The organism is Azospirillum ramasamyi, from assembly GCF_003233655.1.
In the GTDB taxonomy this organism is placed as follows: Bacteria; Pseudomonadota; Alphaproteobacteria; order Azospirillales; family Azospirillaceae; genus Azospirillum; species Azospirillum ramasamyi.
On the sequence record NZ_CP029831.1, the window covers coordinates 80,319 to 98,386 of the forward strand.

Below are 18,068 nucleotides of genomic sequence, written 5' to 3' on the forward strand. Positions count from 1 at the left end.
GTGGAAATCTACCTCATGGAAGGTATGTTACCGGACGGTATGCTCTGTCAACGGTCAGGTTTGCCAACGGTAAGCCGGCCAGGGCCGCCCCCGTACCAAATCCAGGACTTGGCTGTTAGACATTGGGCTTGGGCGCGGCCGACAATGCGCCGCCCTTCCCGGAACAGCTGAATGGAGTCCCGTCATGCATCTTCGCCCCCTGACCGGTTTGCCGGCTACCAGACGCTGACGACGGACGGGAGGTACGGCATGCCATCGATTGCGCGTTCGGTCGCCTCGCTCCTGCTCGGCGTGGCTTTTCTGATGCTGGGCAACGGCGTCCTGTCCACCGTGATCGGCCTGCGGTTGTCGGCGACGGATTCCGGCCCGACCGCGGTCGGGCTGATAACGGCGGCCTTCTATGCGGGACTGACGATGGGGTCGCTCTACGCGCACCGTGTCATCGCCCGCGTCGGCCACATCCGCTCCTTTTCCGCCTTCGCCTCCGTCGTCTCGGTGGCGGCTCTGTCCCTTGCGCTGTTCGTCGACGTGCCGTTCTGGGCCGCGCTGCGGCTGTTGCAGGGCTTCTGCATGGCCGGCCTCTACATGTGCATCGAAAGCTGGCTGAACGGCAGTGCGACGAACGAAAGCCGCGGACAGATGCTGTCGGCCTACATGGTGACGCTGTACGGCGCGTCGGGCCTCGGACAGCAGTTGCTGAGTCTGGACGACGAGACCGGGGTGCGGATTTTCATGATCGTGTCGATCCTGCTGTCGCTCGCCCTGGTGCCGGTGGCTCTGACGCGCACCACGCCGCCGCAATTGCCCAAGGTTTCCTCCTTCGGCGTGCGACGGCTCTACGAGAGTTCCCCGCTGGGGGTGGCGGGTGTCTTCATCAGCGGGGCGATCACCGGCTCGATCTATGGTCTGGCCCCGGTGTTCGGCGCGGCTTCCGGTTTCGGGGTGTCGGGTACGGCACTGTTCATGTCGGCGCTGATTCTGGGCGGCATGGCCCTGCAATGGCCGCTCGGCCGGCTGTCGGACCGCTTCGACCGGCGGACGGTCATCATCGGCCTGTCGGCCGCGCTGTCGCTGACCAGCCTGGGAATGATGGCCGTCGCCGGAATGGACCAGCCGATGACCCTGATGCTGGTGGCGCCGCTGTTCGGCGGCCTGTCCTTCACGCTCTATCCGATCTGCCTCGCCCACACCAACGACTATGTGCGGCGGGAGGATCTGGTGTCGGCCAGCGGCGGCCTGATCCTCGCCAATTCCATCGGCGCCATCATCGGGCCGCCGCTGGCGTCGGCGATGATGGCCTTTGGCGGGCCGGAGGGGCTGTTCGCCTTCATCGCCGCCGGCGCACTATGCGCCACGCTCTACGGCCTGTGGCGCACCCGCGTCCGCCCGCCCCTGCCCGCAGAGGCGCAGGCCGCCTTCCGTCCTCTGCCCCAAACCACGCCGACGGTCGGCCCGCTGGATCCGCTCGCACACGGGAAGCCGCCGTTGCCGCAATAAAGTCATTCGTCCGTTCGCCGAACGTTCACGCTTCCGGGGATCATAGGCGGTGGAATCCGTTGATGAGTTCGGGGTAAGCTGCCGGCCGGTGGAATGCTGGCTGGTGGTTGCATGCCGTTTTCGCAGAGGCCGTCGCCGCAGGACGCGGTGCCGCAGAGCCCGGCCGACGACCGCTTCGGGGAAATGGTCCGGCTGGTCGCGCAGCAGCGCGACCGCGCGGCCTTTGCCGCCCTGTTCCGCCAGTTCGCCCCCCGCATCCTGCAATATTGCCAGAAGCTCGGTGCCGACCGCGGCGCGGCGGAGGAACTGGTCCAGGAGGTCATGCTGGCCGTGTGGCTGAAGGCCGGCAGCTACGATCCGGCCCAGGCGTCGGTCGGCACCTGGATCTTCACCATCGCCCGCAACAGGCGCATCGACCGACTTCGCAAGGAGGCGCGCCCGGCTCCCGATATGGACGATCCGGCGATGACTCCCCTGTCGCAGGCGACGCCGGAGGAGGCCGCACAGCTGGTGCAGAACAGCCGGCAGCTGCATGGCGCGATCGAAACCCTGGTGCCCGACCAGTCCGAGGTGCTGCGGCGTTCGTATTTCCTTGAACAAACCCATGAAAGGATCGCCGAGGAGACCGACGTTCCTCTTGGGACGGTGAAGACACGGCTGCGCTTGGCGCTCGGCCATCTGAAGCGCAGCATGAAGGATACGGCATGAAGGGCTCAGGCATGAAGGATTGGGCGTGACGTTCCCCCACCATCATCCGGACGACCAGCTTCTGATCGGCTATGCCAGCGGACAGGAGCGGGAGGGCAAGTCGCTTCTGGTCGCGACGCACCTCGCCTATTGTCCCGACTGCCGCCGGCGCGTCGCCGCCTTCGAGGCGCTGTGCGGAAGCTGGTTCGAGGAACTGCCCGGCCAGTCCACGGACGGTCTGGATGGGCTGCTCGACCGGATGGACGGGCTGCTGGCCGCTCCGCCGGGCTCGGCGGACAAACCCATGGAAGGCAAATCCGCGGAGGACGCTGCTCCGCGCCTGACCGGCGTCTCCAGGGAACCGGCCAACACTCTGGTGCCGGAACCGCTGCGCGGCTGGTTGCCGGAGGCGATCGACAGCCCGGTGGATTGCGGCTCCTGGACGGAACTGTCGCCCGGCGTCTGGCTGTCGGCGTGGCAGCGTACGCTTGCCGGCACGAACATCTGCCTGCTGCGGATGGCGCATGACGCGCCGGTTCCGGCGCACCGGCACACGGCCGACGAACTGCTCCTGGTGCTGCGCGGCGCCTTCAGCGACGAATACGGCCGCTATGGGCTGGGCGACGTCGCCCAGTATTCCGCCGACACCGACCATCATGCCCGCGGGGCCAGCGAGGAGGACTGCATCTGCCTGTTCCTGCTGGACGGCGACCTGATCTTCCTCGACGGCCAAGAGGAACGGCGGGCGGGCTGACCGCCCCCCGCCCGCTTTTCCACCCTACTCCACGAGGTCGGCGTAGTCGGGATGGCGCTTGATGTAGCCGTCGATGAAGGAGCAGAGCGGCAGCGCCTTCTTGCCCTGGGCGCGGACATCCGACAGGGCGCCCTTGGCCAGCGCCGAGCCCACGCCCTTGCCGGCCATGCTTTCCGGCACGTTGGTGTGGGTGAAGACGACCTTGCCGTCCCGCAGTTCATATTCCGCCACCGCAGTGGCGCCGTCGACGGTCAGCTCGTACCGGTTGAGCTGTTCGTTGTTACGCACGGCTTCAGTCATGCTCATAGGAGTTCGACCTTTTCCAACTATTCGTTTGACCACCAATCAATGCCCGAAACTCAACCGACCAGCAAGGATTCCGCGCCGTCGATCCAGACCGGCGTGCCGCTGATGTGCCTGGACCGGTCGGAGGCCAGGAACAGGGCGAGTTCCGCCACGTCGAAGCTGTCGCCGGATTTCCCGTCGGTCAGGGGAACCTTGCCCTCGGGATACTCCACCGGAACCCGCAGGGTATCGATGTTGCGGGACCGGGTGTTGTCGGGGATTTCCGTATCGATGATGCCGGGACAGATGGCGTTGACGCGGATGCGGTTCTTCGCCAGTTCCAGCGCCAGCATCTTCACCATCGCCAGCTGGGCCGCCTTGGTGCAGGAATAGGCGGTGGAGCCGGTGTTGCTGAACACCCGCGTGCCGTTGATCGACGCCGTGACGATCACCGAGCCGCCGCCCGCCTTCTTCAGATGCGGAACCGCATGGTGCAGCGTCAGGTAGGTGCCGCGCAGGTTGGTGTTGATGGTGCGGTCCCATTCCTCCGGCGTCAGTTCGTCGATGGGTGCCCAGACGCCGTTGATGCCGGCATTGGCGAAGACGATGTCGATCCGCCCGTACTCCGCCGCCAGCCGCTCCACCGCCTGCCGCATCGCCGCGTCGTCGCCGACATCGGCGGTCAGCGCCAGCGCCTTGCCGCCGGCCGCGCTGATCTCCTCGGCGGTCTTGCGGATTTCCTCCTCGGTGTGGCTCAGCACCCCGACGCTGGCGCCGGCCTTGGCGAACAGCACTGCGGTCGCCTTGCCGATCCCCGACCCGGCACCGGTGACCAGCGCGACCTTCCCCGACAACTCCATGACCTTCGGCTCCAAGCAAGACAGAGAGACGGGAAAGCCAACCGCGCACCCTGCGGTTCGGTTCCCACCCTCCCCCTGTCCCAGAAGCCTGTGATCCTGCCCAGGACTGAATCATGGCATCGGGGGCGGTCCCCCGATTGTCATTCACGTTTGTTCATTCACATAATCTCGTCACAGCGAGGACGTGATACGTCTGATGCCTTGACTCGGACGCCCTGCCTGTTGTGCACTGCAACATAACCATGAAATGAACCCGAACGGCGGAGGTCAAACGGGCTCGCCCCGCAACACTCCTGACTCTAGGAGACGTCATGATCGAGTTGCTCTTCGTGGTCTGCCTCCTGTCCAGCCCCGACCGCTGCACCGTCGAACGCCCGTCGTTTCAGGAGCCCTTCCACAACGTGATGGCTTGTTCGCGCACCGCCATGTTCCGGGCTGCGGAATGGGCGGAACAGCACCCGAAATACACCGTCCGCCGCTGGAAGTGCGAACCGCGTCAAGTTTGACCGCGGCCGCATCGCTTCCCGGATAGCGCTTCCCAAGGCGCGCCCGCTTTCCCGCCCGCCAACTCCTAAGGAGACTCCCCCTCCTTTGGAGTAGACGAGTTCAGTCCGTGTCGGTGATTGTTATATTGGGCAATCATCGCGGATGAACGGTCGCGGCCTCAGGCTGCGATCCGCGGGCAAGAGGGGGAGTATACCGGGCATGCCAGTTCGCATCGCGTTTGGTCTCGCGGCAATCTTCCTCGGGACGGCCCTGCTGCCGGCGCTTCCCGCCGCTGCCGGTCCGGCCAACGACTATCCCACGGCGGCGCGGGCCGATTACGTGATCGCCTGCATGGCGGCCAACGGCCAGTCGCACATCGTCATGGAAAAATGCGCCTGCAGCATCGACGCCATCGCCGACCGCATCACCTATGACGACTACACCGCCATCGAAACGGTGAAGGTGATGGGCGACCTGCCGGGCGAGCGGGCGGGGATCTTCCGCAGCTCCGGCTGGGCCAGGGATCTGATGGACCGCTTCCGCCAGGCCCAGGTCGCCGCCGACCGCCAGTGCTTTTGAGGCGCGCCTCCTTGCTGCCCGCCCTTATCCACCTCCCTGGGCGCCCCCGGCTGTCAGCGGCACCGTCTGGCTGAAGGTGGCGCCCTTGGTGTCCTGGGCGGTCACCTCAAGGCTGCCGCCCGCCACGGGGACGAAGCTGAAGCGCAGGTTCGGATCCTCGCTGATGGAGATGTCGGTGTCCGCCTCCAGCACCGTCTGTCCGCCGACGCGGATGGCGATGGACTGGATGTAGTGGGCGGGGATGTAGGTACGGCTGACCTGATCGAACTGCAGGCCGCTGGCGTTGGGATGGCTGATCAGGAGCTGCGCGTCGGCCGGGCTGCCGGCGGCCCCGGCCGTCTCCGGCAGCTTGACCTTGATGCGGCCGAGCCGGGCCAACGCCTCCTGCGGATCCTTCAGGGCGGGCGCGGAACAGCCGCCGGCCGCCTTGACGAAGACCCGCGTCATCAGCAGCCGCCCATCCTGCGTCTCGCCCACGGCGCGGAGGTTGGTGTACTCATTGACGCGCACGCGGGTCTCGATGGTGCTGCCGGCGCTGGCCGGGCCGTAACGGAAGGTCGCCGCCATCGGCACCGGGTTCTTGTCGACCAGCAGAGACAATGATTTCAGGTGAAGGGAGGGATCGACCTCCACCCGCACCGGCACCAGCGCCGCGTCATGGGCGCGCGCCGGGGCGTCGATCCGCATGCGGTCTCCGGCCTCCTCGACCGGACGGTCCTTGAAATACATGTCGTGCAGCAGATCCCAGCGTTCGGCATCCTCCGCCGCATCGCCGGCGGCGAGCGCCGGCATGGACAGCAGCATCATGAAGCCCCCCGCGAACGCCATCGGCAACGCCTTCGCCAGCGGCTTCCGCATCGGCCTCCGCATCGGATATCCGGTCATCGCTTCCTCCCTCCCGTATCGCGCTCCTATTCCCATTCCAACTCGGCGAAGGTCGCCGTCACGTTGCGCGGATTGTACACATCGAACAACAGCCAGCGCGCCCGTTCATCCTCCGCCACATGCGCGACGGCGTCCTGAATGCTGCCGCCGGCCTTCAGCACCCGCCGCACCCCCTCCACCAGCGTGGTCAGGTAACGTCGCTGAGGATCCAGCGCGCCCGGCCAATCGGCGACGGAGGGGCCGTGGCCGGGGACGGCACGCATCGCCGGAACACGCTCCAGCGCATCGAGCACCCGCAGCCAGCCCACCGCGCTGCCGTCCACCGCCGGCAGATGGTCGAGAAACAGCAGGTCGCCGGCGAACAGCGTCCCGGTCTGCCGGTCGAAGACGGTCAGGTCGTTGTTGGTGTGCGCCGTCGGATGGGCGGTCAGCACGATGACACGGTCGCCGAGGTCGATCCGCACCTCCTCCCCCACCGGGCGGTCCACCCGCACCGGCGCGATCCCGGCCGCCGCCTCCGCGCCCAGTTCCTCGGCCAGCCGGCGCCGGTAGACCTCGATGCGGGCAGCCAGCGCGTCGCGCAAATTGGCGTGGCCGACCACCGGAACCTCACCGAAGGCGGCGTTGCCGAACACATGGTCGGGGTGCATGTGGGTGTTGATGACGACGACCGGCGGCTTGTCGGTCCGGGCGGCGATGGTCTCGCGCAGGCGGTGGCCCAGTTCCGGCGTGCCGCCGGTGTCGATCACCGCCACGCCGCTGCCGCCCACGATGAAACCGATGTTGGCGGTGTCGCCCCGGTTGTCCGGCCCCGGCTCGGCGACGGCACCCTGGTGGACGAAGATGCCGGGCGCGATCTCCGTCACGGCGAGCGGTTCCGCCCATGCCGGTGCGGCGATGGCGACGGACAGCATCGCGCCGAGGATCAGGCGGAAGCCCATGCCGCCCTCCCCCGCCGGGTTCCGTCCGGCGCCCGATCGAGCGCGTTCAGCAGGGCCACGGCGACCGCCGGGGCGCAGTCCGCGGCGATGGACCGCCAGCATTCCGGCACAGTGGCCGCCTCCATCAGGAAGCGGTAGGGCCGGCCGGAGCGCGCGGCCACCCGCTCCACCAGGAAGCGGCCGACGCCGGCCCCGACCAGGGGCGCGTCGTCCGGCACGACGCCGCGGGAGGCGACCTGGGCCAGCCCGTCCTCGATCCTGCGAATCTGGCGGTCGATGAAATGGTTGGCGAGCCGGCGCCATGTCCCGTCGCCGCCATTCGCCGGATCGCCGGAATCGGCCCCGACCATCCGGGCGAGGCGCCGGGCGCTGGCCTCCAGCCCCTTGTCGCGGCCGTCGGCGGTCGGGTGGAGGTCGGCCCCCTCCGGCAGGGTGCCGGCAAGCCGGTGGGCATCGGCCATGGTGGCGAAATACTCAGCCATCACGCCGCGCCATACACCGTTGACCGGGGCCTGCGGGGCGACCGCCATGATGGGCGTGCGGACGACGCCGGTGTAGAGCAGTTCGCCCGTCTCCATCCGTTCCGCGTCGGTGTAGCCCGCATTCAGGACGCTGCCGGCGGCGAAGGGCACGATGTCGGTGGTGGTGCTGCCGATATCAATGAGAATGCCCTCCGGCAGCGCCAGAACGGCCAGCGCCGCCGTGGCATGCCAGTTGGCCGAGGCGACCTCCCCCACCCGATGCCGCGCCTCGGCGGCGGAAAGGAAGCCGGCCGGGCCGGCGAACACCTCCAGCGTCACCCCCGGCAATCCGGCGGCGAGCACGTCGAGGATCCGCCCGACCCCATCGGCACGGTCGGCGAACAGATCGACCAGCTCCCCGGTCATGGTGACCGCCGCCTCGGACAGCGGCCGATGGAGGCCCGCGACCTCCGCCAGCGCCCCCTCCAGCCGGTCGAGCCCCTGCCAGAGCGGGCAGGGCACCTGCACCACGTCGATCAACTCGCCGTCGGCGAGCCATGCGGCCTTCAGATGAGCGCCGCCGACGTCAAGGCCGAGGGTGAACGTCATTCCTGTCATCCTTCTGCTGCCTGTTCCCTTTCCTCCAGCCAGTGGGCGAAGAGGCTGGCCACGGTGAGGTCGGCGGAGGTGCCGGGGTTGATGCCCTGCCATTTCAGCCTTGCATCGAAGGCAAACAGATGGTCGTGCCGGACGGCGTCCGACTTTTCCGCCGCCAGCTGCCGGCGCAGCTCCCGGGCTTCCGCCATCACGGCCGCCGCCGCCGACTCCCCCTGCTTGCGCAGGACGTGGCTGTCGGGGAAGGCGGTCAGGAATTCAAGATAGACCGCTTCGGCGACAGGCACGGGATCCGTGCCGGCAAGCGCTTGCGCACAGGCTACCCCGACCTCGAAGACGTCGCGGTAGCCGTCGGCATATTGGGCGGCGATTCGGTCGCGCGACCTGGCCGCGGCCATGGCGGTGCGCAGATCCACCGTCGCGGGTCCGGCGACGTCATGTTCCGCCGCGCGGCCCAGCCCGCCGGGCGCGGCAAGGCGGATCGCCTCATAGGCGGCCTCGGCGTCCTCCACGCTCAGTTCCGCCAGCACCGTGCACAGCCGGTCGCGGAGGGGGCGGGCCGGCGGCGTCTCGGCCGCGCGGGCAAGCGGGGCGGTGAGCAGCAGGATGCCGAGATTGGTGTTGCAGTTCACCGCCGCCCGCGTCGCCCGCGCGGCCCGCAGGATCCGCTCCCCCACCCCTGCGCCGGGCCGTGCGATCTCCGGCGCCGCGACATCCGCCGACAGCAGGAAATCGGCCACCGTCATGCCGTGGCCGGCGGCATGCACATGGACGTTGCCGGGCTTCAGCGCCATCACCTCCGCCCGGCAGACGGCCATGAAAAGCTCGGCTACGCCACGGGCCATCCCCCCTCATCCCCCGAAGGACCGGTCGAGCATGTCAGGCGCAAGCCGTCCGCCATGGAAGCTGCGGCCGGAGTCCAGTGCCGTCACCACCGCGCGGGCCGGGGCGAACAGCAGCGGGTCGATGGCGTAGAAGTCCTTGTTGACCGCCGCGAACACCTCGGCGAAGGGCCGCCCATAGTCGCGCGATTCCGTGCTCGGCAGCCGTTGGGCGAGATCGGCGGCTGCATCGTCTGGGCCGGTGACGAACAGCTGGACGGTGCCGCCGAACAGGATGGCGTCGTTGGTTCGCCCCATCGCCTCGACGAAGCCCTTGCCCGGCGGCGGCAGCGGCGCCACGCCGATGCCGTCGACGACGTCGTGCAGCGGAAAGCCCAGCGCATGCACCTTGTGCAGGGCGACCTCCAGCACGCGGGCGACGATCTGGACGGTTCCGGCGAGGCTCGCCGTCGGCGTCAGCACCAGGGTCAGCCGCTCCGGCGCCACCCCGCAATCGGCGGCGATCCGCTCCACCAGCGGAGCCGGCGGTACGGTGCCGCTTTCCAGAACCAGAACGGCGTGGTCGCCGCTGTCGGCATAGCCCAACTCGTCGAACAGCGTCTCCTTGCGGGCCATGGCGCGTCCGGGACCGGAGCCCAGCGCGAAGAAGGATCCGGCCTCATCCTTGTGCGACAGGCTCCACCCGGCATATTGGCTACCCAGACAGGCGAGCACCGGGGCGCTGCTGTGAACGGCCACCTGGAAGGGCCAGCGGTCGGATTGGGTGTCGGCCTGGAGACTCACCCGGCCGAGGCCGCCCATGCACAGTTCGGCGATGCGGCGGCCGGCCTCCAGCCCGCCGGGCCGGGCGATCCCGCCATCGACGACGGTCGCGCCGGCAAGCCGGTCGATGCCGATCCGCAATCGCGCCGCATCGGCGGCCAGGGCGGCGGCGAGCGGGGCGGCAAGGGCCGACAGGCTGGGGCGATCCTGCATCACGAAGCCTTTCCGGCGATGGTCCGCGCCGCGTCCATGGCGTCCTGGAAATCGAAGGCGACGGCGGTGCCGCCGGTCTGCATCCGGTCCAGCAGATGGTGCTGGACCTTGAACTTGACGTTGCCGATGGCGAGCGCGCCGATGCCGACGGCGCCCGATCCATTGGGCCCCGATGTATCAGGCAAGGCGACTCCGTCGTCCTGCACGCCGATGCCCTCCACCCCGGCCGGCGGCACGGCGTTGATGTCGGCCGCGACGCGCAGGCGCTTGGCCCCACGCAGATCCCCGGCGGTCAGCACCGTGATCCCGGCCTTGCCGCAGGCGAGCACGACCTCCGCCCGTTCCAGCAGAGCCGCCTTGCCGCCGCCCGCCGTGTCGGCGCAGGACAGCGTGACGCCATAACGGCGCCCGAACTCCTCCGCCTTGCCCTGCACCGCCGACACGCCGCGGTGGCTGACCAGGGTGACGTTGCCGCCGGCCTGGGCCGCGATCAGCCCGGCGATGCCGCCGACCACGCCTGTCGCGCCATAGACCTGGACGTCCAGCCCGGCCAGTCCCTCCTGCCCGGCCCGCCGCAGGGCGCGCTCCACCACCGCGACCATGGCGGCGGCGGTGGTGAAGGCGCCCGAGGGATCGGCGAAGACCGAGATCCGGAAGGGCGGGAACATCGCCTTGCGGGCCTTGTCGAGCATGTCCAGCGCCATCGCCGCATCGCGTCCTCCAATGAACAGGCCGGTGCGCGCGGCATTCCGCGGGTCGCGGGAGAACATGGCGTCCTGGGTCAGGGCTTCGATCTGCGCGGTCTCGATGCCGGTATAGGGGACCACCGTGTCGATGCCGGCATCCACCGCCATGTTGACGTCGAACGGGCTGACATTCGCCAGCGGCGTGATCATGTGCAGCACGTAAGGGGCGCTCATGCCTCCCTCCCTTCTTTTGTTCCCCGGCTGTCGTTGTCCGGCTGTTCTTTCTCAGGCGGATTATTCGCCGGCCGCCCGCCGGACCGCGGTCATGAAGCCCGACCCCGCGCTCATGCTCTCCACCGTCGCGCCGACGTTCCGGCCGCGGCAGACCATGACCTCCAGCGGTGACCCGGCCCAGCGCTCGCGCATCTCACCCGCCAGCCGCTCCGCCGAGGCGGCATCGCCTATGATGGCGAAGCAGGTCGGCCCCCAGGAGCTTTGGCCGACCCCGGCGATCCCCTGCGCCTCCAGCCAGGACAGCGCCTCCGCCGCCAGCGGGCTGGTGAAGCGTCCGCCCTGGGCCGGGGCGAAATGGTCGCCGACCGTGCGCTGAAGCTCGCCGATGGCCCGGCCGAACGCCTCGACGTCCCGCTCCGCCAGGGCCGGCAGCGCCACCATCAGCATCAGCCGGCAGAGATGAGCCGCGGCATCCGGCGGAAAGGGCGGCAGGCGGCGGAAGGCTTCCGCTTCCGGTGCGCCGTGCAGCCCATGGCCGCCGCGGTGGAGCAGAAGCAGGATGCGCCAGTCCTCGGGAAACTCGGCCCGCGCGATCAGCGGGGGCGCCGCATCAAGCCCGCCCCGTCCGCCGTCCAGCAGCACCCCGCCCTGTTCGAAGGCCGCCAGCCCGATGCCGGACCGCGCGCCGCGTTCCAGCGCGCGGGCCAGATCGCGGGCGGCGGTGCCGCGCCCCTCCAGGCATACCAGAGCCGCCGCGACGGCAAGGTCGGTCTGGGTGCCGGAGCCGAGCCCGACATGCGCCGGGATCTCCTCCTCCACCGTTACGGCGACCTTGTCGGAAAGCCCGGCCTCCCGGCCCAGCCGTTCTATGCTGCGCCGGACGCGCTCGGCGGAGGGGCCGGAGACGCTCAGCCGGTCGGCCGGACGCAGGCGCAGGGTGACGGCCGGCCGGTCGATGGCGATGCCGAGGCTGCCGAAGCGGCGCCCGAGCCCGCCGTTGAGGTCGACGAAGCCGGCATGCAGGCGGGCGGGCGCATGGACCCGCAGCTCCCCTATCCGATTGCGCTGGTGGCTCATTTGTATTCCCTTTGCGCGGGCCCGGACACAATGTTAGCTTGACCAACAAAATTGTCCGTAGCGCGAACGAGTTTCTGCGCGCAGTAACCCGAATGGGGTGCGGATTTCCGGGGAGGAAACAGGTCATGAACGGACCGAACGGCATGTCCGGGGCCGGCCATGTCCAAGCATCGGGCGTTCCGTATCGGAGCGGATGCTTGGACGGCTGCCGGCGAAGACGACGGCTCATTTTGAAATCGACCGCATAGGCCGCCGGCAATAGTTCCTGCGGCCTATGCAGTCTACTGCGCATCCGGGTTCATTCTCCGCGGTTTATTCTCCGCGGTTTATTCTCCGCTCAGGCGATTGGGGGGCCATGACCTTCCACCCCGAAATCCTCTGTCCGTTCTGCGGCCTGGGATGCGGCGACATCGGGATCGATCTGGACGATTCCGGCATCGCCCCCCGGCCCAGCGGCTGCCCGCAGGCCGACCGGCTGTTCCGCCGTTCCCTGTCGGTGGCGACGGACGCGCGGCTGGCCGGCACCCCGGTCCCGGCGGACCGGGCCGTCGCCGAGGCGGCGCGGCTGCTCGGCAGCGCCCGCGCGCCGCTGATCGCCGGTCTGGCCGCCGATGTCGAGGGCGTGCTCGCCGCATTGACGCTCGCCGCACGGATCGGGGCGACGGTCGACCATGAGCGGTCCGACGCCCTGTTCCGCAACCTCGCGGTCCTGCGGCGCTTCGGCTGGTCGGTCACGACGCTGGCGGAGCTGCGCAACCGCTGCGACCTCGTCCTGGTCGTCGGGCGTGATCCGGCCGCAGCCTTCCCGCGCCTGTGGGAACGCTGGGTGGCGCCCGCACCGGCCTTCGTCCCCGGCGGCGGCAGGAGCGTCGTCTTCCTGGGCGGAGAGCCACTGCCTGAAACCGTGCAATGCCTTGCCGGCCAGATCGAGACGCAGGGCCTGGACAGCGACCCGCAGCCCGACCTCGCCACCCTGGTTACAAGACTGAGAACGGCCCTGGCTGGCCGAGCAACGGACGATGACCGGATGGCGGAGCTGGCGGCCCGGCTGCGGGCGGCACGCTATGCGGTGGTGGTGTGGGCGGCCGGGCTGTTCGAAGGGCCGCAGCCGGACCTGACCGTCGAGGCGCTGGTCAGGCTGGTCCGCACCGTGGACGGGACGACCCGCTGTGCCGGCCTGCCGCTGTCCGGCGCCGACAACCTGATCGGCGCCAACCAGGCCTGCACATGGCGCACCGGCTTTCCCCTGCGCACCGGCTTCCAGGCGGGCGCGCCCTTCCACGATCCCGACCGCTTCGACTGGCGGGAACGGCTGCGCAATGCAGACGTGACGCTGTGGATTTCCGCCTTCCGGCCGGAGGCGCCGGAGTTCGTCACCGGCGGCAGCGTCATCATGCTGGCGCCGCCGGAAACCGCCGTCACGCCCGAACCGGCGCTGTTCATCCCGGTGGGAACGCCGGGCATCGACCATGCCGGCGACGTGTTCCGCGCCGACAGCGTGGTGGCCCTGCATGCGGGCGCGCTGATCGACCGCGGTCTGCCCAGCGTCGCCGACGTGATCGGCCGGATGCTGGCGGCGCTGGAACAATCCGCCGGAACCGGGGCCGAGACCAGGGAGGAAGCCGGATGCTGACGAAGCTTGCCGGCGGGCGGCTGTTCGACCCGGCCAACGGCCGGCAGGGCGAGGTCGCCGACCTCTGGCTGCGCGATGACCGCATCGCCGCCGATCCGGGGCCGGGAGCCGCGCCCGACGCCACCTATGACCTGACCGGCAAGCTGGTGATGGCCGGCGCCATCGACATCCACAGCCACATCGCCGGCGGCAAGGTCAACCTCGCCCGCCTGCTGATGGGGGAGGAGCACGAACACCACCGCTTCGCCGGAAGCGCCTGCGGCTGCGGCGGGGGCAGCGGCCTCGCCACCCCCTCCACCCACACCACCGGCGCCCGCTATATCGAGATGGGATTCACCGCCGCCTTCGAGCCGGCGATGCTGGGATCCAACGCCCGGCACGCGCATATGGAGATGGGCGACATCCCCTATATCGACACCGGCGGCTATCTGGTGCTGGGCAGCGACGATTTCCTGCTGGACCTGATCGCCACCAATGCCGGGCAGGCCGCGGTCAACGACTATGTCGCCTGGATGCTGACGGCGACCCAGAGCCTCGCCGTCAAGGTGGTCAACCCCGGCGGCATCAACGCCTTCAAGTTCAACGCCCGCAGCCTCGATCTCGACGAGCCCGGACCCTATTACGGCGTCACCCCGCGCAGCGTCCTGACCGTGCTGGCCCGCGCGGTGTACGAGCTGGGGCTGCCCCATCCGCTGCATGTCCATGGCTGCAACCTGGGCGTTCCCGGCAACGTCGCGACGACGCTGGACACCATCCAGGCGGCGGCGGGGCTGCCGATGCACATGACGCATATCCAGTTCCACAGCTACGGCAATGAGGGCGACCGCAAATTCTCCTCCGGCGCGGCGGCGCTGGCCGAGGCGGTGAACCGGACGCCGACCCTGTCGGTGGACATCGGGCAGGTGATGTTCGGGCAGACGGTGACCGCGTCCGCCGACACCATGGCGCAGCGCCGCACCGCGCCGCTGGCCCACCCGCGCAAATGGCTGGCGATGGACATCGAATGCGACGCCGGCTGCGGCGTGGTGCCGTTCCGCTATCGCGACAACTCCTATGTCAACGCGCTGCAATGGGCGATCGGGCTGGAGCTGTTCCTCCTGCTGGACGATCCCTGGCGGGTGTTCCTGACCACCGACCACCCCAACGGCGCGCCCTTCACCTTCTATCCCGAGCTGATCCGGCTGCTGATGGACCGCGATTACCGGCTGGCGAAGCTGGCGGAAATCCATCCCGACGCGCCGGCCCACACCACGCTGGGCTCCATCGCCCGCGAATACACGCTTGCCGAGATCGCGGTCATGACCCGCGCGGCGCCGGCCCGCATCCTGGGCCTCGCCGACCGCGGCCATCTGGCGCCGGGGGCCTCGGCCGACGTCACCGTCTACACCGACCGGCCCGACCGCCGCGCCATGTTCGAGCGGCCGGATCTGGTCTTCAAGGGCGGCCGGCTGGTGGTGCGCGACGGGTCGCTGGTGGCGATGGCGCAGGGCTGCACCCATGTCGTCCGTCCCGGCTTCGACGACCTGATCGAGCGCCGCATCGCCCGCCATTTCGACGAGCGCCTCGGCTTGGCGCTCAAGCATTTCCGCATCCGCGACGAGGAGATCCGCCACGGCGCCGGCCCCCTCCTCCACCCCTGCCGTCGGCGGGAGGTGCCGTGATGGCGGAGTTGCGGATCAACGGCGTGCGCATCGAGGAGACCTTCGCCGAAGCCTTTCCGATGACCTACACCCGGCTGGTCGTCACCGCCGACACGCCCGCATGGGTCGATGCGGCGACCTCCAGCCTGACCGGATTCGCCACCTCGGTCATCGGCTGCGGCTGCGAGGCGGCGGTGGAACGGCTGCTGACGCCGGAGGAGACGCCGGACAGCCGGCCGGGGGCGGCGGTGATGATCTTCGGCATGTCGACCGCCGACCTCGCCAAGCATGTCGTCAACCGGGTCGGGCAATGCGTCATGACCTCGCCGGGCTCGGCCTGCTACGCCGGGCTCCTCGACGGCGCCAAGCGCATCCCGCTCGGCGGCGGCCTGCGCTATTTCGGCGACGGGCATCAGATCTCCAAGAAGTTCGGCGACCGCCGCTTCTGGCGCCTGCCGGTGATGGACGGCGAATTCGTCTGCGAGGACAGCGTCGCCGTGGCGAAGGGGATCGGCGGCGGCAATTTCCTGATCCTGGCCGCCAGCCGACGCCAATGCCTCGCCGCGGCGGAGGCGGCGGTGGCGGCGATCCGGCCGCTGCCCGGCATCATCCTGCCCTTCCCCGGCGGGGTGGTGCGCTCGGGCTCCAAGGTCGGGTCGAAATACAAGGCGCTGGTCGCCTCCACCAACACGCGCTTCTGCCCGACCCTGCGGGCGCTCGAACCCGAGACGCTGCTGACGCCCGATGTCGAGGCCGTTCTGGAACTGGTGCTGGACGGCGCCGACGAGGCCGCCATCCGCACCGGCATGCGGGCCGGGATCGCCGCCGCGACGGCCGGCGGAACCGCCGCCGGCGTGCTGGCGATCACCGCCGGGAATTACGGCGGCAAGCTCGGCCCGCATCACTTCCACCTGCACGAGGTGATGGCATGAGCGGCCTGTCCCTGACCTATCGCGGCGGCCCCGGCTTGACGGTGGACATGTCGGCGCTGCTGCCGGAGCGGCTGGCCGGACTGACGGCGGATGCCGTCGCAGGGATGCCGCTGCCCTGCGGCGGCGGGTCGGCGCGGCTGGGCGACCTGTTCGAGCTGTCGGCCGGCGATGCGGCGGAAGGGCTGCTGATCCGGCCGGGCGGCGCCGTCCTGCACCGGGTCGGCGCCGGCATGACCTCGGGCCGCATCCTGGTCGCGGGCGACGCCGGCAACCATGCCGGCGCGGGAATGGGCGGCGGGCTGCTGCGGATCGACGGCGATGCCGGCGACAGCCTGGGCGGCGTCCTGCCCGGATTGCCCGTGGGGATGCGCGGCGGGCTGATCGGCGTCGGCGGCGATGCCGGGGACCGGGCGGGCGAGCGGATGCGGCGGGGAATCGTGGTGGTGGACGGCCGGGCAGGCGCCTATGCCGCCGCCTTCATGGTCGCCGGCACCCTCGCCGTCGGGGAGGGCTGCGGTCCGCATCCGGGCTTCGGCATGCGGCGAGGCACCCTGCTTCTGGGACGGCCGCAGGATGCGGCGCCGGAGGGCTTCGCCGACGGCGGCACGCGGGACTGGCTGTTCCTGCACCTGCTGCGACGCGCGCTGGAGGGCACCGGAAGCTGGTTCGAGCGCGCGGGCGCCACCCGCGCCCATCGCTTCATCGGCGATCTTGCGGAAGGAGGACGAGGTGAGATTTTGGCCGTTGTCTAGACGACGCAACGACTTATCGAAAGCCGCGGGACGAAGACGCTTCATTGCCGCCCTGCCGCTCGCGGCGCTTCTGCTCACGGCATCGCCGGGGGCGGTGCTGGCCCAGGATGCCGGCGGGCAGGCCATTCTGATCGGCTATCTCGGCCGGCAGGAGGATCCGCGCACACCGGCCAGCTTCCTCGAACCGGTGGCGACGGACGAGGGACTTCAGGGCGCCCGGCTGGCGCTGGCCGACAACAACTCCACCGGCATGTTCCTGAACCAGAGCTACCGGCTGGTGGAGCAGATTCTGCCCCAGGATGGCGACATCGCCGCCGGGCTGAAGGCGCTGGCCGACGAGGGGGTGCGCTTCGTCGTCGCCGATCTGCCGGGCGACGCGCTGCTCACCGTCGCCGACCGGCCGGAAGCGCGCTCCATGCTGCTGTTCAACGCGCGCGCCCCCGACGATGCGCTGCGCAATGAGCAGTGCCGGGCCAACATCCTGCACACCGCCGCCAGCCGGCGCATGCTGGCCGATGCGCTGGCGCAATATCTCGCCTGGAAGAAGTGGACGGGCTGGAGCCTGCTGACCGGCCGCGATCCCGGCGACGCGCTCTATGCCGAGGCGGTGCGCCGCGCGGCCAAGCGCTTCGGCGGCCGGATCGTCGCCGAGAAGGGCTGGACCTTCGACACCGGCAACCGCCGCACCGACACCGGCGTCACCACCATCCAGTCCGACATCCCGCTCGCCACCCAGGGACCGGATTACGACGTGCTGGTCGTCGCCGACGAGGCGGGAAATTTCGGCGATTACCTCGACGGCCGCACCTGGCATCCCCGCCCGGTGGCCGGCACCCAGGGGCTGACCGCCACCGGCTGGTCGCGGGTGAACGAGCAATGGGGCGGCACCCAGCTGCAAAGCCGGTTCGAGAAGCTGGCGGACCGCTGGATGCTGCCGCGCGACTATGCCGCCTGGCTGGCTGTGCGCAGCGTGGGAGAGGCGGCGGCCCGCACCGGCGCCACCGGCTTCGACGACCTCGCCGCCTATCTGCGCAGCCCCGACTTCACACTGGCCGGCTTCAAGGGCGAGGCCCTGTCCTTCCGCAAATGGGACGGCCAGATGCGCCAGCCCATCCTGATCGCCGGGCCGCGCATGCTGGTCTCGGTGTCGCCCCAGGAGGGCTTCCTGCACCCCGTGACACCCCTCGATACGCTCGGCGACGACGCGCCGGAAAGCAAATGCCGTTTCAACCCCTGAAAAAAGGCGA

At 69.8% G+C, this 18,068-nt stretch carries 19 protein-coding genes; 10 read left to right on the forward strand and 9 right to left on the reverse strand.

The genetic code is table 11. The annotated features are described in order from the left end of the window. Positions 1–249 precede the first annotated feature (249 nt). From DM194_RS17025 to DM194_RS17035, 3 genes are all read left to right on the forward strand, one after another. Positions 250–1,497: an MFS transporter gene (locus tag DM194_RS17025; protein ID WP_111068782.1), complete on the forward strand. Its 1,248-nt coding sequence runs from the start codon at positions 250–252 to the stop codon at positions 1,495–1,497. Between the two features lie 111 nt (positions 1,498–1,608). Then, complete coding sequence (locus DM194_RS17030; RefSeq protein WP_111068783.1) at positions 1,609–2,205, forward strand: sigma-70 family RNA polymerase sigma factor; 597 nt, start codon at positions 1,609–1,611, stop codon at positions 2,203–2,205. Between the two features lie 25 nt (positions 2,206–2,230). Then, positions 2,231–2,938, forward strand: a complete 708-nt coding sequence (locus DM194_RS17035; RefSeq protein ID WP_111069197.1) for a ChrR family anti-sigma-E factor — start codon at positions 2,231–2,233, stop codon at positions 2,936–2,938. Between the two features lie 24 nt (positions 2,939–2,962). Here DM194_RS17035 and DM194_RS17040 read toward each other — a convergent pair whose 3' ends face one another. Both DM194_RS17040 and DM194_RS17045 read right to left on the reverse strand, forming a co-directional pair. Beyond that, entirely contained in the window at positions 2,963–3,244 is a 282-nt protein-coding gene (locus tag DM194_RS17040; protein WP_111068784.1) for a GNAT family N-acetyltransferase, read from the reverse strand. Between the two features lie 53 nt (positions 3,245–3,297). Continuing rightward, on the reverse strand, positions 3,298–4,083 hold the full coding sequence (locus tag DM194_RS17045; RefSeq protein ID WP_111068785.1) for an SDR family oxidoreductase: 786 nt from the start codon (positions 4,081–4,083) through the stop codon (positions 3,298–3,300). Between the two features lie 311 nt (positions 4,084–4,394). Between DM194_RS17045 and DM194_RS17050 the strand changes: the two genes are divergently transcribed. Together DM194_RS17050 and DM194_RS17055 are read left to right on the forward strand one after the other, a co-directional pair. Continuing rightward, positions 4,395–4,589, forward strand: a complete 195-nt coding sequence (locus tag DM194_RS17050; protein WP_111068786.1) for a hypothetical protein — start codon at positions 4,395–4,397, stop codon at positions 4,587–4,589. Positions 4,590–4,788: 199 nt separating this feature from the next. Further along, positions 4,789–5,148, forward strand: a complete 360-nt coding sequence (locus tag DM194_RS17055; RefSeq protein ID WP_111068787.1) for a hypothetical protein — start codon at positions 4,789–4,791, stop codon at positions 5,146–5,148. Between the two features lie 24 nt (positions 5,149–5,172). Here DM194_RS17055 and DM194_RS17060 read toward each other — a convergent pair whose 3' ends face one another. From DM194_RS17060 to DM194_RS17090, 7 genes are read right to left on the reverse strand one after another with little or no spacing between them, the layout of a single operon-like run. Further along, positions 5,173–6,033 (reverse strand): quinoprotein dehydrogenase-associated SoxYZ-like carrier, encoded by an 861-nt coding sequence (locus DM194_RS17060; RefSeq protein ID WP_246024428.1) that lies wholly within the window; start codon positions 6,031–6,033, stop codon positions 5,173–5,175. Positions 6,034–6,059: 26 nt separating this feature from the next. Next, the gene (locus DM194_RS17065) at positions 6,060–6,974 is read right to left on the reverse strand and encodes a quinoprotein relay system zinc metallohydrolase 2 (protein WP_111068788.1); all 915 of its coding nucleotides are present in this window, start codon (positions 6,972–6,974) and stop codon (positions 6,060–6,062) included. Further along, positions 6,959–8,044 carry a hydantoinase/oxoprolinase family protein gene (locus DM194_RS17070; protein ID WP_111068789.1) on the reverse strand — a complete coding sequence of 362 codons (1,086 nt, stop codon included), beginning with the start codon at positions 8,042–8,044 and terminating at the stop codon, positions 6,959–6,961. The genes DM194_RS17065 and DM194_RS17070 overlap by 16 nt, the downstream gene beginning before the upstream one ends. A gap of 5 nt (positions 8,045–8,049) precedes the next feature. Continuing rightward, positions 8,050–8,895, reverse strand: coding sequence for a triphosphoribosyl-dephospho-CoA synthase (locus DM194_RS17075; protein WP_111068790.1), 846 nt, complete (start codon positions 8,893–8,895; stop codon positions 8,050–8,052). A gap of 6 nt (positions 8,896–8,901) precedes the next feature. Beyond that, entirely contained in the window at positions 8,902–9,867 is a 966-nt protein-coding gene (gene mch / locus DM194_RS17080) for a methenyltetrahydromethanopterin cyclohydrolase (RefSeq protein WP_111068791.1), read from the reverse strand. Continuing rightward, positions 9,867–10,787, reverse strand: coding sequence for an NAD(P)-dependent methylenetetrahydromethanopterin dehydrogenase (locus DM194_RS17085; protein WP_111068792.1), 921 nt, complete (start codon positions 10,785–10,787; stop codon positions 9,867–9,869). Before DM194_RS17085 ends, mch begins: the two co-directional genes overlap by 1 nt. Before the next feature lie 60 nt (positions 10,788–10,847). Continuing rightward, positions 10,848–11,864 (reverse strand): beta-ribofuranosylaminobenzene 5'-phosphate synthase family protein, encoded by a 1,017-nt coding sequence (locus DM194_RS17090; protein WP_111068793.1) that lies wholly within the window; start codon positions 11,862–11,864, stop codon positions 10,848–10,850. A gap of 355 nt (positions 11,865–12,219) precedes the next feature. On the opposite strand from DM194_RS17090, the gene DM194_RS17095 reads away from it, so the two are divergent. The 5 genes from DM194_RS17095 to DM194_RS17115 are packed head-to-tail and all read left to right on the forward strand — an operon-like array spanning position 12,220 to position 18,058. Further along, positions 12,220–13,497 (forward strand): molybdopterin-binding domain-containing protein, encoded by a 1,278-nt coding sequence (locus DM194_RS17095; protein WP_111068794.1) that lies wholly within the window; start codon positions 12,220–12,222, stop codon positions 13,495–13,497. Then, the gene (locus DM194_RS17100; RefSeq protein ID WP_111068795.1) at positions 13,491–15,158 is read left to right on the forward strand and encodes a formylmethanofuran dehydrogenase subunit A; all 1,668 of its coding nucleotides are present in this window, start codon (positions 13,491–13,493) and stop codon (positions 15,156–15,158) included. The genes DM194_RS17095 and DM194_RS17100 overlap by 7 nt, the downstream gene beginning before the upstream one ends. Continuing rightward, positions 15,158–16,069 (forward strand): formylmethanofuran--tetrahydromethanopterin N-formyltransferase, encoded by a 912-nt coding sequence (gene fhcD / locus DM194_RS17105; protein ID WP_111068796.1) that lies wholly within the window; start codon positions 15,158–15,160, stop codon positions 16,067–16,069. The genes DM194_RS17100 and fhcD overlap by 1 nt, the downstream gene beginning before the upstream one ends. After that, the gene (locus DM194_RS17110; protein ID WP_111068797.1) at positions 16,066–16,821 is read left to right on the forward strand and encodes a formylmethanofuran dehydrogenase subunit C; all 756 of its coding nucleotides are present in this window, start codon (positions 16,066–16,068) and stop codon (positions 16,819–16,821) included. The genes fhcD and DM194_RS17110 overlap by 4 nt, the downstream gene beginning before the upstream one ends. Continuing rightward, entirely contained in the window at positions 16,814–18,058 is a 1,245-nt protein-coding gene (locus tag DM194_RS17115) for an ABC transporter substrate-binding protein (protein ID WP_246024429.1), read from the forward strand. The genes DM194_RS17110 and DM194_RS17115 overlap by 8 nt, the downstream gene beginning before the upstream one ends. The last annotated feature ends 10 nt before the right edge of the window (positions 18,059–18,068 follow it).

Coding starts and splice junctions, on each gene's coding strand:
- DM194_RS17025 (WP_111068782.1), top strand. CDS start 250: ATGCCATCGATTGCGCGTTCGGTCGCCTCGCTCCTGCTCGGCGTGGCT.
- DM194_RS17030 (WP_111068783.1), top strand. CDS start 1,609: ATGCCGTTTTCGCAGAGGCCGTCGCCGCAGGACGCGGTGCCGCAGAGC.
- DM194_RS17040 (WP_111068784.1), bottom strand. CDS start 3,244: ATGAGCATGACTGAAGCCGTGCGTAACAACGAACAGCTCAACCGGTAC.
- DM194_RS17045 (WP_111068785.1), bottom strand. CDS start 4,083: ATGGAGTTGTCGGGGAAGGTCGCGCTGGTCACCGGTGCCGGGTCGGGG.
- DM194_RS17050 (WP_111068786.1), top strand. CDS start 4,395: ATGATCGAGTTGCTCTTCGTGGTCTGCCTCCTGTCCAGCCCCGACCGC.
- DM194_RS17055 (WP_111068787.1), top strand. CDS start 4,789: ATGCCAGTTCGCATCGCGTTTGGTCTCGCGGCAATCTTCCTCGGGACG.
- DM194_RS17060 (WP_246024428.1), bottom strand. CDS start 6,033: ATGACCGGATATCCGATGCGGAGGCCGATGCGGAAGCCGCTGGCGAAG.
- DM194_RS17065 (WP_111068788.1), bottom strand. CDS start 6,974: ATGGGCTTCCGCCTGATCCTCGGCGCGATGCTGTCCGTCGCCATCGCC.
- DM194_RS17070 (WP_111068789.1), bottom strand. CDS start 8,044: ATGACGTTCACCCTCGGCCTTGACGTCGGCGGCGCTCATCTGAAGGCC.
- DM194_RS17075 (WP_111068790.1), bottom strand. CDS start 8,895: ATGGCCCGTGGCGTAGCCGAGCTTTTCATGGCCGTCTGCCGGGCGGAG.
- mch (WP_111068791.1), bottom strand. CDS start 9,867: ATGCAGGATCGCCCCAGCCTGTCGGCCCTTGCCGCCCCGCTCGCCGCC.
- DM194_RS17085 (WP_111068792.1), bottom strand. CDS start 10,787: ATGAGCGCCCCTTACGTGCTGCACATGATCACGCCGCTGGCGAATGTC.
- DM194_RS17090 (WP_111068793.1), bottom strand. CDS start 11,864: ATGAGCCACCAGCGCAATCGGATAGGGGAGCTGCGGGTCCATGCGCCC.
- DM194_RS17095 (WP_111068794.1), top strand. CDS start 12,220: ATGACCTTCCACCCCGAAATCCTCTGTCCGTTCTGCGGCCTGGGATGC.
- DM194_RS17100 (WP_111068795.1), top strand. CDS start 13,491: ATGCTGACGAAGCTTGCCGGCGGGCGGCTGTTCGACCCGGCCAACGGC.
- fhcD (WP_111068796.1), top strand. CDS start 15,158: ATGGCGGAGTTGCGGATCAACGGCGTGCGCATCGAGGAGACCTTCGCC.
- DM194_RS17110 (WP_111068797.1), top strand. CDS start 16,066: ATGAGCGGCCTGTCCCTGACCTATCGCGGCGGCCCCGGCTTGACGGTG.